The 12,302-nt window shown below is 69.7% G+C and carries 13 protein-coding genes and 1 pseudogene; 10 read left to right on the plus strand and 4 right to left on the minus strand.

Annotation, left to right across the window (positions count from 1 at the left end):
* Positions 1–240: 240 nt before the first annotated feature.
* From AB0J42_RS25060 to AB0J42_RS25070, 3 genes are all read left to right on the plus strand, one after another.
* Entirely contained in the window at positions 241–1,344 is a 1,104-nt protein-coding gene (locus AB0J42_RS25060; protein WP_364298490.1) for a thiolase family protein, read from the plus strand.
* 107 nt (positions 1,345–1,451) lie between these two features.
* The gene (locus AB0J42_RS25065; protein WP_364298381.1) at positions 1,452–2,126 is read left to right on the plus strand and encodes an ABC transporter ATP-binding protein; all 675 of its coding nucleotides are present in this window, start codon (positions 1,452–1,454) and stop codon (positions 2,124–2,126) included.
* Positions 2,123–2,728 carry an energy-coupling factor transporter transmembrane protein EcfT gene (locus tag AB0J42_RS25070; protein ID WP_364298383.1) on the plus strand — a complete coding sequence of 202 codons (606 nt, stop codon included), beginning with the start codon at positions 2,123–2,125 and terminating at the stop codon, positions 2,726–2,728. The genes AB0J42_RS25065 and AB0J42_RS25070 overlap by 4 nt, the downstream gene beginning before the upstream one ends.
* A 73-nt stretch (positions 2,729–2,801) precedes the next feature.
* Here the strand turns inward: AB0J42_RS25070 and AB0J42_RS25075 are convergent, their stop codons facing one another.
* Together AB0J42_RS25075 and AB0J42_RS25080 are read right to left on the minus strand one after the other, a co-directional pair.
* A complete protein-coding gene (locus AB0J42_RS25075) occupies positions 2,802–3,422 on the minus strand; it encodes an Ig-like domain-containing protein (RefSeq protein WP_364298386.1) in 621 nt (206 codons plus the stop codon).
* 121 nt (positions 3,423–3,543) lie between these two features.
* Positions 3,544–4,110, minus strand: coding sequence for a PadR family transcriptional regulator (locus tag AB0J42_RS25080; protein WP_364298389.1), 567 nt, complete (start codon positions 4,108–4,110; stop codon positions 3,544–3,546).
* A 658-nt stretch (positions 4,111–4,768) separates the two neighbouring features.
* On the opposite strand from AB0J42_RS25080, the gene AB0J42_RS25085 reads away from it, so the two are divergent.
* The 3 genes from AB0J42_RS25085 to AB0J42_RS25095 all read left to right on the plus strand — a co-directional run bounded on the left by AB0J42_RS25085 (position 4,769) and on the right by AB0J42_RS25095 (position 7,846).
* On the plus strand, positions 4,769–5,275 hold the full coding sequence (locus AB0J42_RS25085; RefSeq protein ID WP_364298391.1) for a hypothetical protein: 507 nt from the start codon (positions 4,769–4,771) through the stop codon (positions 5,273–5,275).
* Between the two features lie 108 nt (positions 5,276–5,383).
* The gene (locus AB0J42_RS25090; RefSeq protein ID WP_364298394.1) at positions 5,384–5,710 is read left to right on the plus strand and encodes a hypothetical protein; all 327 of its coding nucleotides are present in this window, start codon (positions 5,384–5,386) and stop codon (positions 5,708–5,710) included.
* 3 nt (positions 5,711–5,713) lie between these two features.
* Complete coding sequence (locus AB0J42_RS25095) at positions 5,714–7,846, plus strand: carbon starvation CstA family protein (protein ID WP_364298396.1); 2,133 nt, start codon at positions 5,714–5,716, stop codon at positions 7,844–7,846.
* A 57-nt stretch (positions 7,847–7,903) separates the two neighbouring features.
* On the opposite strand, the gene AB0J42_RS25100 is transcribed toward AB0J42_RS25095, so the two are convergent.
* Complete coding sequence (locus AB0J42_RS25100; protein WP_364298398.1) at positions 7,904–8,461, minus strand: DUF305 domain-containing protein; 558 nt, start codon at positions 8,459–8,461, stop codon at positions 7,904–7,906.
* A gap of 22 nt (positions 8,462–8,483) precedes the next feature.
* Positions 8,484–9,401 carry a MerR family transcriptional regulator gene (locus tag AB0J42_RS25105; RefSeq protein WP_364298400.1) on the minus strand — a complete coding sequence of 306 codons (918 nt, stop codon included), beginning with the start codon at positions 9,399–9,401 and terminating at the stop codon, positions 8,484–8,486.
* 41 nt (positions 9,402–9,442) lie between these two features.
* Here AB0J42_RS25105 and AB0J42_RS25110 point away from each other — a divergent pair.
* The 4 genes and pseudogenes from AB0J42_RS25110 to AB0J42_RS25125 form a co-directional block, all read left to right on the plus strand.
* Positions 9,443–9,562, plus strand: a pseudogene (locus AB0J42_RS25110) (50S ribosomal protein L11); the annotation flags it as partial.
* A gap of 116 nt (positions 9,563–9,678) precedes the next feature.
* Complete coding sequence (locus AB0J42_RS25115) at positions 9,679–10,215, plus strand: sugar O-acetyltransferase (RefSeq protein WP_364298492.1); 537 nt, start codon at positions 9,679–9,681, stop codon at positions 10,213–10,215.
* 5 nt (positions 10,216–10,220) lie between these two features.
* Positions 10,221–11,168, plus strand: a complete 948-nt coding sequence (locus tag AB0J42_RS25120) for an ATP-dependent DNA ligase (RefSeq protein ID WP_364298403.1) — start codon at positions 10,221–10,223, stop codon at positions 11,166–11,168.
* A gap of 137 nt (positions 11,169–11,305) precedes the next feature.
* Complete coding sequence (locus tag AB0J42_RS25125; protein ID WP_364298405.1) at positions 11,306–12,223, plus strand: hypothetical protein; 918 nt, start codon at positions 11,306–11,308, stop codon at positions 12,221–12,223.
* Positions 12,224–12,302 lie beyond the last annotated feature (79 nt).

Genomic DNA, 12,302 nt, shown 5'->3' on the forward strand with positions numbered 1-12,302 from the left:
CACCCGCCATCCCCAGGCTGTGGAGGGTGAGACGCACAACCCGCTGATCCCACCGGCCCGCCGACCCCGGGCTTCGGGAGGTGCGGCAACAGGGATGCTCTCCGCGCTGACCGTGCCCACCCGTAGACCACAGACTGTGGGAGGTGCGATGACAAGGCTGTCCGACCTCATGACGGTGACCGTTCTCTCCGCTGGCTGGGAGGTGGAGGGGCTGTGAGCGGGGCGCTTGACGCCGTGGTCGTGGCTGCTCGGCGGAGTCCGATCGGGACGGCGGGGCACGCGTTCAAAGGGGTGTCGGTGGATGCGCTGGCTGCGCCGGTGATCGCCTCTGTTGCGAAGGACGTGGGGAGCGCGGTCGATGACGTCGTGCTGGGGAACTGCATGGGGCCCGGCGGGAATGTGGCGCGGGTGGCGGCGCTGCGGGCCGGACTGGGGGACGGTGTGCCCGGGGTGACGGTGGACCGGCAGTGCGGGAGCGGGCTGGCCGCCGTTCTGGTCGCCGCGCAGGCTGTGCGGAGCGGGGACATGGACGTGGTGATCGCGGGGGGTGCCGAGAGCGCGTCCACGGCTCCGGTGCGGGCGCATCGGGATGGGGCGGTGTACGAGCGAGCGCCGTTCGCGCCGGAGGGGCATCCGGATCCGGACATGGGGGAGGCGGCGGAGGCCCTCGGGGTGGCGTGCGGGGTGAGCCGGGAGCGTCAGGATGCTTATGCCGCCGCCAGTCACGCGAAGGCGGTGGCTGCCCGGGCGGAGGGGAGGTTCGACGCGGAGATCGTCCCGGTGGAAGGGCATGAACGGGATCAGCGGCCCAGGACTCTGCGGCTCGCTTCGCTGGCCCGGCTGCCTGCGGCGTTCGTGCCCGGGGGTGCGGTGACCGCGGGGAACTGTTCGCCCAACAGCGACGGGGCCGCCGCGGTGGCCGTGGTGCCGGAGCGGCTGCGGGAGGGCAGGCCGGGGTTGCGGCTGGTGGGCGCCGCGGTGGTGGGGTGTGATCCGGCACTGCCGGGGTGGGGGCCGGTGCCTGCTGTGCGCCGGCTGCTCGACCGTACCGGGGTGGACCTGGAGCGGGTGGCGGCGGTGGAGATCGTGGAGGCGTTCGCCGCGCAGACGCTGGCCGTCACCGACGCGCTCGGGCTCGATCCGCTGGGGGCGGACGGCGCGCGGGTGTGCGCCGACGGCGGGGCGATCGCGCTCGGGCATCCGTGGGGGGCCAGTGGGGCGGTGGTGGTGACGCGGCTGTTCACCCGGCTGGTGCGGGCGGGGGCGCCGCGCGGGACGCTCGGGCTGGCCACGGCGGCGGTGGGTGGCGGGCTGGGGGTCGCTGCCCTGTTCGAGGTGGTCTGAGTGGTGTGCGCGTCCGGTTCAGGTGGTGGAAGCTCACGTATCCGTCCGATTCAGGTGGTGGAAGTGATCAGACTCGCTGACACGTACGTCCGGTTGGAGTGGTCGGCGTGATCGAGCTTGAGGACGTGCGCGTCCGGTTCGGGGAGCGGGAGGTGTTGCGCGGGGTCAGCGCGACGCTGGCCGAGCGGCGGATCGGGGTCGTGGGGGCGAACGGGTCCGGGAAGAGCACGCTTGCGCGGCTGTTCAACGGGCTGGCGCTGCCTACCTCGGGCTCCGTGACCGTGCTGGGGCATGACACGCGGCGGCAGGCGGCCAAGATCCGGCAGCGGGTGGGGTTCCTGTTCACCGACCCGGACGCGCAGATCGTGATGCCGACCGTGGCCGAGGACGTGGCGTTCTCGCTGCGGCGGCAGAAGCTTCCGGCGGAGAAGGTGAAGGCGCGGGTGGCGGACGTGCTGGAGCGGCATGGGCTGGCCGGTCATGCCGACCATCCGGCGCATCAGCTGTCCGGCGGGCAGAAGCAGTTGCTGGCGCTCTGCTCGGTGCTGGTGCTGGAGCCGGAGATCCTGATCATGGACGAGCCGACGACGCTGCTCGACCTGCGCCACTCCCGGCTGGTGGCCGAGCACCTGCGCACCCTGCCGCAGCAGCTGGTGGTGGTCACGCACGATCTGCCGCTGCTGGCGGACTTCGACCGGGTGCTGGTGCTGGACGAGGGCCGGGTGGTGGCCGACGCGCCGCCCGACGAGGCGATCGCGCACTACCGGGGGCTGATGACGTGAACGGGCTCACCGGCGCCTACGTACCCGGCGACTCGCCGCTGCACCGGATGCCCGTCGGGGCCAAGCTGGCGGGGCTGGCGGCCTGCTGCGTCGTGCTGTTCCTGCTGCCCGACATGTGGGCGATGGCGGGGGCGGCCGTGGTGGTGGTGCTGCTGTACGGGGTCACGCGGGTGGGCGTGGCGGCGGCGTGGGCGCAGGTGCGGCCGGTGCGCTGGTTCGCGGCGGGGCTGTTCGTGATCCAGTTCGTCCTCGCCGGGCCGGTGCCGGCGGTGATGGTCTCGTCCAGGATCGTGCTGGCGGTCGCGCTGGCCGGGCTGGTCACGCTCACGACCAGGACCTCGGACATGATGGCCGTCCTGGAACGGGCGCTGCGGCCCGCCGGGCGGGTGGGGCTGGACCCGTTCCGGCTGTCGCTGCTGCTCTCGCTCACCATCCGCAGCATTCCGATCATCGCCGGGATCGCCACCCGGGTCCGTGAGGCGCAGCGGGCCAGGGGCGTCGAGTGGAGCGTGCGCGCGTTCGCGGTGCCGCTGGTGGTGGGGGCGCTGCGGCACGCCGACGCCCTGGGTGAGGCGCTCAGCGCGCGCGGCCTGGACGACTGATCCCGAGCGGTGCCGCCCGGCGGCGGTGCTCCCCCGGCGTCCCGGAGAAGACCGCCGAGCCGAAGGCTGTCTTTCAGGAGTCTCTGATCCCCAGCAGGGCGTGCCAGTCGATGACGTTCGACGCGCTGTTGGTGTTGTTGTTCCTCTGATTGGAGCCGACCGTGACACCGACGATGTTGGACTGAGTCACCGTCGGGGTCGGGATCGGCGTGGTCGTGGTGGTGGGCGTGGGCACGGACGCCGCGGTGACGATCACATCGAACGTGGCGGAGGAGACGGCGCAGCCTTCGGTGGCGTTGAAGACAGCCGTGATGGTGTGTGTTCCCGGTGTGTCGAAGGTGACGGGGAGCGATGCGTTCCCGCCTGCGTCGATTCCCACCGCACCCGACGGGTCAGGGCTGATGTTGACGGTGCCGTCGAAGAAGCTCATGCCCACCGAGACGGTGGGGTCGGGGCAGCCGGCGACCTGGGCGGACAGAAGCACTTGCTGTCCCGTGGTCGCCGTCGGCGGCGTCGCGGTCAGGGTCGTCACGGTCGGGAGCTGGATCACGGCCGACGCCGCGGGAGCGAAGGCCACCACTCCCGCCAGCGCTCCGGCCGCTATCAGGGTTCCGTATTTCATGCGCTCTTCCTTTTGTCGCTTGATCGACGGTCCGGCTCGGCTGCGATCCGCGTCACGCCTCCCGTCGCGCACACGAATATCGGGCTCTATTCGTGTGCCTGGCTTTCTTGCGACTATCTGTGAGCATGCTGGAGAACCAAAACGAAACGCTGGTATGTCGCCGTAAAATTCGCGTAACTGGTGTGACAGCGCGTCAGCGTCGCTCGCCCGCCATCACGTACGCGCCGCGCTCCAGCCGCTCGATCAGGCCGCGTGTCCACTCGGCGCCGCTCTCCGCGGTGTGCACCCACATGCCGAGCACCTCGCCCACCGCGCCCCAGGCCTCGGCGTCCTCCCCCGGCGACCAGTCGCGCCGCACCCGGGACCGCCACTCCTCCAGCGCCCGCACCCGCTGCCTCAGCAACTCCACCGCCTCGGCCCTCGGCAGGTCGTCCATCAGCCCCAGCCCGGCGCTCAGCATGTCGAGCCGCTGGTCGGCACGGGCGAGCGCACCGCGGAGCAGCCTGAGGTAGCCGGCCTCGCCCGCCTCGGTGAGCTCGTAGTCGGTCCTGGGCGGGCCACCGGCGGTGCTCGGCGCCTCCTCGTCCGCCCGCAGCAGGCCCTGCGCGGTCATCTGGCGCAGCGCGTGGTAGATCGATCCCGGTTTGAGGCCCGCCCACTCGTGCGCGCCCCACGACTCCAGGTCGGAGCGGACCTGGTAGCCATGCGCCCTGCCGCGCCGCCGCACGGCCCCCAGCACCAGCAGCCGCACCACCGACATCGCCACTCCCTCGATCTTTACGGCCCCACCTTAGTCAGGGGCTGTCCGGGGTCTCACGGACTATCTGGTGGATAGGGCTGCTGTCTGTGGTCATGGTGGGTGGTTCATTTTGGGGTCGGTGGCGTGGCTCTGGCTGGGGGGCGTGGCTCTGGTTGTGGGAGGTGGCATGGGCTTTGGGCGTCGCCTGCCTGGGCTGGGTGAATCGAGGTGGAGGTTTGCCGGGTTGCCGTTGTGGTCTGGCCTTACTGTCCCGCCACGGTCCGCGCCGGGGCCTGTCGGCAAGCGGTGCTGGTTCTCTGGGGTGGCGTCGGGATTCCGTAAGGGCGCCGTAGGCGCGGATCGCCGTAGGCGTGGGGTTGCCGAAGGCTGCCATCGGATCGCCTGAGCTGGGACGCGCGAAGCGCCTGTGGGCGAAGCCCTTTGACGCCGTAGGCGTGGATCGCCGTAGGCGTGGGGTTGCGCCGGAGGCGCCTTATGAGAGCGCCTGAGCTGGGGGCGCGGAGCGCTTGGGGGGCGAAGTCCTTTGGGTGAACGCCTTGGGCTGGGTTCCAGGGGTCAGGGTCTTTGCTAGATGAGAGGTCCCTCATGTTCGGCTCACTGGCTGCTCACCGCGGGGCGAAATGCTCTGAACCAAGACGAACGGGAAAGAGGATTGACAGTGAAGAAGATCTCCCTGGTGGTTCTGGCCGGTGCGCTGCTCGGGTCCGTTTTCGCGGCTGCTCCTGCGTACGCGGACGATGACCGGACGTGCCGGGGCGTGATCCGGGCGGTGTCCGTGGACGGGGACGTCAAGGTGCCCAGGGGCCAGAAGTGCACGCTGATCGGCACCCGGGTGGATGGCAACGTCAAGGTGGGCAAGGGCGCGACCCTCATCGCCACCAAGGTCCGGGTGGACGGTGACATCCAGGCGGAGAAGGCGCGGCGGGTGTCGGTGACGAAGGGTTCGCGGGTGGACGGCAACATCCAGATCGAGGAGAGCCGGGACATCACCATCCGCTCGACCCGGGTGGACGGCGACATCCAGATCGAGAAGAACCGCGGCCGCGTGAAGATCGACAACAACAAGGTCGACGGCAACCTCCAGTGCGAGAAGAACCGGCCGGCGCCCACCGGTAAGGGCAACCGGGTGAAGGGCGACAAGGAAGGCCAGTGCCGCCGTTTCTAACGGCTCGATTTCGGAAGAATGACCTGAGTCAAGGGGGTGTTTCACGAATCGACACCACGGGTAAAGGCGTCTTGAGCTTCTGAACCCCAACTTTTTCAGGAGCCCCAGATGTCTCGCATCACGCTCACGGCCGCCGCACACGACCATCTCCACGACGACGAAGTCGTCTTCTTCGACTGGCACGTCACGGGCCTGTGCTGTGCGGACGCGGGAGAGTTCTCCGTGCGGCCGTTGCGGCGGTCCCGTCTGCCTCGCAGGGCCCGGAGGCTCGGGACCGATCTGGTGTACGCCCACCCCTTCGCCTGGGTGCATCTAGTCGAGCTGCCTGTGACGATCGACTGCCGCCCGCTCTGGCGCTGGCGGCGTTTCACCACCGATCTGCCACCGGACGCCGGACTCCGCTGCTGCCTGGGCCGTCCCATTTATGGGAGGTAATCGGTGAAGGTGCGCTCCATCATCATCTGGACAGCGGTCGCCCTGGTGGGTGCCGCCGGGTGGGCCGTGCTCGCCCTGTCCAGAGGTGAGAACGTCAACGCGGTCTGGCTGTTAGCCGCCGCCCTCGGCTCGTACGCCATCGCCTACCGTTTCTACGCCCGGTTCATCCAGCGCAAGGTCCTGGGCGCCGACGACCGGCGGGCGACGCCCGCCGAGCGGCTCGACAACGGCATCGACTACCAGCCCACGGACCGGCGGATCCTGTTCGGTCACCACTTCGCCGCCATCGCCGGCGCCGGCCCGCTGGTCGGGCCGGTGCTGGCGGCCCAGATGGGCTACCTGCCCGGCACGATCTGGATCGTGGCCGGCGTGATCTTCGCCGGGGCGGTCCAGGACATGGTGATCCTGTTCTTCTCCATGCGCCGCAACGGGCGCAGCCTCGGCCAGATGGCCCGCGACGAGATCGGCCCGGTCGGCGGGGCGGCGGCGCTGATCGCGGTCTTCGCCATCATGATCATTCTGCTGGCGGTGCTGGCGCTGGTCGTGGTCAACGCCCTGGCGCAGTCGCCGTGGGGTGTGTTCTCGATCGCGATGACGATCCCGATCGCCCTGTTCATGGGCTTCTACCTGCGCGTGCTCCGGCCGGGGAAGGTCGCCGAGGTCTCGGTCATCGGCGTCGTGCTGCTGGTGATCGCCATCATGGCCGGCGGGTGGGTGCAGGATTCGAGCTGGGCGTCGGTGTTCACGCTGAGCCCGTCGGCGCTGGCGCTCTGGCTGATCGCGTACGGGTTCATCGCGGCGGTGCTGCCGGTGTGGATGCTGCTCGCGCCGCGCGACTATCTCTCGACGTTCATGAAGATCGGGACGATCGCGCTGATGGCGGTCGGCATCCTGGTCACGATGCCGGCGATGCAGAACAGCGCCTTCACCGACTTCGCCTTCAACGGCGAGGGCCCGGTGTTCGCCGGGTCGCTGTTCCCGTTCGTGTTCATCATCATCGCCTGCGGCGCGCTGTCGGGGTTCCACGCGCTGATCTCCTCCGGCACCACGCCGAAGATGATCCAGAAGGAGTCCCAGGTACGGATGATCGGCTACGGCTCCATGCTGATGGAGTCGTTCGTGGCGGTCATGGCCATCGCCGCGGCGTCCATCCTGAGCCCCGGCCTCTACTTCGCGATGAACTCGCCCGCGGGGGTGCTCGGCGCCACGGTCCAGACGGCGTCCGAGGCGGTCACCAACATGGGCTTCGTCATCACGCCCGAGGAACTGCAGGCCGCGGCGGCGGCGGTGCAGGAACAGACGTTGATCGCCCGTACCGGAGGAGCGCCGACGCTCGCCGTCGGCATCTCGGAGATCTTCTCCGGGTTCCTCGGCGGCGACGCGCTGAAGGCCTTCTGGTACCACTTCGCGATCATGTTCGAGGCGCTGTTCATCCTCACCACGGTCGACGCCGGCACCCGGGTGGGCCGGTTCATGCTGCAGGACACGCTGGGCAACCTGTGGAAGCCGGTCGGCAGGGTCAGCTGGTGGCCGGGGCTCCTCGCCACCAGCGCGATCGTGGTCGGCGCCTGGGGCTACTTCCTGTATCAGGGCGTCAACGACCCGCTGGGCGGCATCAACCAGCTCTTCCCGCTGTTCGGCATCGCCAACCAGCTGCTCGCGGCGGTGGCGCTCACCGTCGCCACCACACTGCTGATCAAGAGCGGGCGGCTCAAATGGGCCTGGGTGACCGGCATCCCGCTGGCGTGGGACGTCGCGGTCACGCTGACGGCGAGCTACCAGAAGGTGTTCTCGCCCGACCCGGGGCTCGGCTTCTTCGCCCAGCGCGACCGCTACCAGACCGCCCTCGACCAGGGGGAGGTGCTGGCCCCGGCCAAGTCGATCGGCGAGATGGAACGGGTCGTCTTCAACTCCACCGTCGACGGCGTCCTGGCCGCGCTGTTCGCGGTCCTCATCATCATCGTGCTGGTGGACGCGGCGCGGATCTGGATCAGAGCGATCCGCTCCCGGGAACCGCTGCCCGACACGGAGGCACCGTACGTGGAGTCGAAGCTCGTGGCGCCGTCCGGGCTCATCGCGACGCGTGAGGAGCGCGAGCTGATGACGGGCGCGGGCGGGCCCGCGAGAGGCGACTGACGCGAGGCGGGCAGGGCGGGTGTCTCCCGGCGGTCACCCGCCCTGCCGGTCCGGGGATCAGTCCAGCAGCTGGGCTATCTCCTTGATGGTGTTCCGCTGGTTCTTGATCATCTCTCTCGCCAGGCGCGCGGTCGGCTCGTGCTTGCCGTCCCCGATGATCCTCTCGGCCATCTCGGTGCCGAAGGCCAGATGCCTGGAGAGCACCGTCAGCCAGGACTCGTCGAACTCCGCACCCGACAGCCCCTCCAGCACCTTGAGCTGCTGGGCCGACAGCATCCCCGGCATCGAGTGCGCGACCTCCGGATTGTCCGCCGGCACCTTCTGCTTCCACTCGGTCAGCCAGGACACCATCTTCTCGATGTCGATCTGCTCCTGATCGATCAGCCGCACGCCGAGATCCTGCACGTACAGCTTCTCCGCCCGGCCCTCGGCCAGCTTGGCGAGCTGGATGGTCTGCCGGTGGTGCGGGATCATCTCCTGCGAGAACCGGACGTCGGCCTCCGCGTACGCCGCCTGCGCGGCGGGCAGCGGCTCTCCGGTGGCGGGCGCGCACGCGACGGACACGGGCACGCACAGGGCTGCGGCGGCGATCAGCAGGCGGGTCCGCACCTGCATCAGCTCCCCTCGGTGGGTTCGATCACTCCGAGGTACGCGCCGGCCGCGGGGAAAGTTCAGGGTGGGCGAGCAGTCCGCGGTGGATCCAGTCGTACGCGACCGCGACCGGCGTGGGTTCCGGGTCGAGCCCGCGGACGACCGCGACCAGCTCCCAGTAGCGGGCGGCGCGCGGATCGTGCTGCTCGAAGGCGCGCAGCACCTCGTCCCGGCCGCCGCCCATGACGGCGAGGGCGCGTTCCAGGATCGGCACCGCTTCGGGCGCGTCCGGCGCCATCCCGGCCTCGATCGCCCGCAGCGCCTCCTCCACGAGCGCGGCGCTGTCCCGCTGCCACGTCTCATGATCGTACGGACGATCCCAGAAATCCGCCGACGACTCCCGCAGCCGGCGCCGGAACCCGTCGTCCGCCAGCAAGTCCATCAGCTCCAGCCAGGCGTCGAGCTGGGCGGCCGTGGGGTCCTCGGGCAGTTCGGGCAGCATGCAGGCGCGCATGCTCTCCAGCCAGTCGCGCTGCGCCTGGGTGTCGCGGCCCACGTCCTGGGCGAACGCGTCGAACAGCTGACCCATCTCCTCGGCGCCCAGCCGGCCCAGCGCGTGCAGGCGGCGCAGGTCCTCCTCGGCCGGTTCGTCCTTGGCGAGCGTGGCGCGGAGCACGGCCCGGGTGCGCTGCAATGCGGTGATCTGGGTCTCCACGGCCTTCAGGTGGAGGGCGAGCACGTCCTTGAGGTCGCGCCGGCCCAGCGAGCGGATGGTGGCCAGGTCGACGCCCAGCTCCCGGAGTGTCCGTACCAGCTCCAGGTGGACGCGGTGCTCGTCGGTGTAGCGGCGGTAGCCCGCCGGGGTGCGATCGGGCGCGGGCAGCACACCTTCGTCCGAGTAGAACCGGATCGTCTTGACGGTGAGGCCGGTGAGCTTCGCCAGCGTGCCGATCGAATAATCCATTTGAGTCTCCAGTTACGGGAGACTTTAGCTTAGCCCGCACCGCCCAGCTCAGGCAGGTGGCCGAGGCCAAGCTGCCCGACCTCAACACCGACGGCCTCGACCAGGCCGCCAAGATCGTGTCCGGCACGGCCCGGTCGATGGGATTGGAGGTCAAGGACTGACCTCCAGACGGGATTACTCTTCATGCTGTTCGCCTACCTGCGCCTGGGTCCGGCGTACGTACGATCGGCCTGTGACCGACTTCTTCGCCGGGGATCCTCGTACACAGCGCGAACGCATGCTCGCCGGCGACCTGTACATCGCCGACGATCCGGAGCTGGCGGCGGCGCTGCGGCGCGCCGAGGAGCTGGCGCACCGCTACGGACAGGTGTATGCGAGCGATCCGGCCGCCGCGCGGCCGATCCTGGAGGAACTGCTGGGCTCGGTCGCGCCGGACGCGCACGTGAGACCGCCGCTGTACGTCGACTACGGCTCGCACATCACGATCGGCGCGGGCACGTTCGCCAACTACGGGCTGACCGCGCTCGACGTCGCCCCGATCACCATCGGCGCCGACGTGCAGATCGGCCCGCACGTGCAGCTCCTTACCCCCACCCACCCGGTGGACGCCCAGCGGCGTCGCGCCAAGCTCGAGTCCGCGGCGCCGATCGCGATCGGTGACAATGCCTGGCTCGGCGGCGGAGCCATCGTGCTCGCCGGGGTGACGATCGGGGCCAACAGCGTGATCGGCGCCGGAGCGGTCGTCACCAGGGACATCCCGGACAACGTGGTCGCCGTCGGAAACCCCGCGCGGGTGGTCCGCTCGATATCGTAAGCGGGGTGACCGGCGATGAGACCCGCGACGGGGTGAAGCTGACCAACCTCGATCAGCCGCTGTTCGACGGGGCGGACGCCACCAAGCGCGACCTGGTCGACTACCTCGACGCGGTGCGCGACCGCATCATCCCCGCGCTGCGCGGGCGGGCGCTGTCGGTCATGCGGGTGCGGCCCGGGCAGGCGCCGTTCATGCAGAAGAACCTCCCCAAGTACGCCCCCTCGTGGATTCGTACGGTGCGCATCTGGGCGGAGACGTCACACCGGCAGGTCTCCTACGCGCTCTGCGACGACCGGCGGACGCTGCTGTGGTTCGCCAACCAGCGGGCCGTCGAATACCACCCGGCGCTGCTGGCCGGCGACCACTTCACCCACCTCGTCCTCGACCTCGACCCGCCGGAGGGAGGCGACTTCTCCCTGGTCGTGCGGGCCGCGGAACTGATCCGGGAGGCGCTCGCTCAGGCCGGGCTGGCCGGGACCGTCAAGACCTCCGGGGCCAAGGGTGTTCATGTGTTCGTGCCGGTCGTGGCCGGGATCTCTCTGGAGGACACGGCCGCCGCCACCCGCGCCGTCGCCGCCCGGGCCGAGCGGCTGGATCCCGCTCTGGCCACCACCGCGTTCATCCGGGAAGACCGTCAGGGCAAGGTGTTCCTGGACTCGACCCGGGCCGGTGGGGCGACCGTGGTGGCCGCGTACAGCCCGCGCATCAGGCCCGGAGTGCCGGTCTCGTTCCCCGTCGCCTGGGAGGAACTGGACCGGGTGACGCCCCGCGACTTCACCATCAGGACCGTCCCCGGGCTGCTCGGCGACGCCGACCCGTGGGCGGCGCACCTGCCGTCGCCCCAGTCCTTGCCCGCCGACCTCATCGCGGAGGGGCACACCATTCCGGTCGCCCGCGTCCAGGCCATGCACGAAGGCAAGCGGCGCGCGGCCCGTGCCCGCCGCGGCGAATGACGTGATTTGAGGGCGCCGTCGACTTGCCGGATCCGGAGTTGCCCACCACAGAGATGCGACGCACTGGAGAGATCTACCGGCGCCTTTGACTCTCGATCGACACCGCTTAAAGTGATTGCTCCATTACGATCTGCGACATGCCCTCTCCCCCGCACGACGCTCTCATTCAGATGATCAGCGAGCGCCCCGAACTGGCCGTGGAGATTCTCCGCGACCTCATGGGTGTGGATGTGCCCGTCACTCCGCTGATCCGAGTGGAGGACAGCACGTTCAACACCCGGCCGTCCGACGACTTCGAGGCCGACCTGGTGCTCGTGATGGGGCCGCCGCAGAGCCCGGCGCACGCCATCGTCGTGGAGATTCAGCAGGACAGGTCCAAGAACCCTCGCAAGCTCGCCCGGTATGCCGCCGCGCTCTGGCTGATGCTCGACTGCGACGTCACGGTCCTGGTCATCTGCCCCAGCCGGAGTGCCGCCGCCTACTACGCACAGCCGATCGACACGGGTCTGACCGGCTACCGCCTCCAGGCTCACGTGCTGGGGCCGGACGACATTCCGGCCATCACCGACCCTCACGAGGCCGCGGCACAGCCGGGGCTGGCGGCCATGGCGGTCATGGTCCACGGGCGCGATCGCAAGGTCGTCGAGGCGTTCGCCATGGCGCTGGAGGAACTCTGTGACGAACACGCTCCGAAGTACTATGAATACGCTTACAGCATGGCCGCGCCCGAGATCCGGCGCCTCCTGGAGGAAATCATGAAATCCACCACCTGGCCCGTCTACAGCCCCTTCGCGCGCGAACACTACGGCCGCGGACTCGAAGACGGCCAAGCTCAAGGCAAGGCCGCGGGGAAGGCTGAAGGCAAAGCTGAGGGCAAAGCTGAGGGCAGGGCCGAAGAAGCCGCGCGCATGGTGCTGCTACTCCTGGAAACCCGCGGCCTCGACATCACGGACGACGCCCGAGCCCGTATCACCACCTGCACCGACCTGGACCAACTCGAAACCTGGGCCACCCGCGCCATCACCGCCCAGACCTTCGACGATCTGTTCAGCTGATCCATCCGTTCTGACAGTGCGGCTCGTCCTCCCGGGGGCCGTGCGTTCGACGTCTCCTGGTCCGTGGTCTTGTGTCGGC

This window comes from Nonomuraea sp. NPDC049649, from assembly GCF_040675175.1.
In the GTDB taxonomy this organism is placed as follows: domain Bacteria; phylum Actinomycetota; class Actinomycetes; order Streptosporangiales; family Streptosporangiaceae; genus Nonomuraea.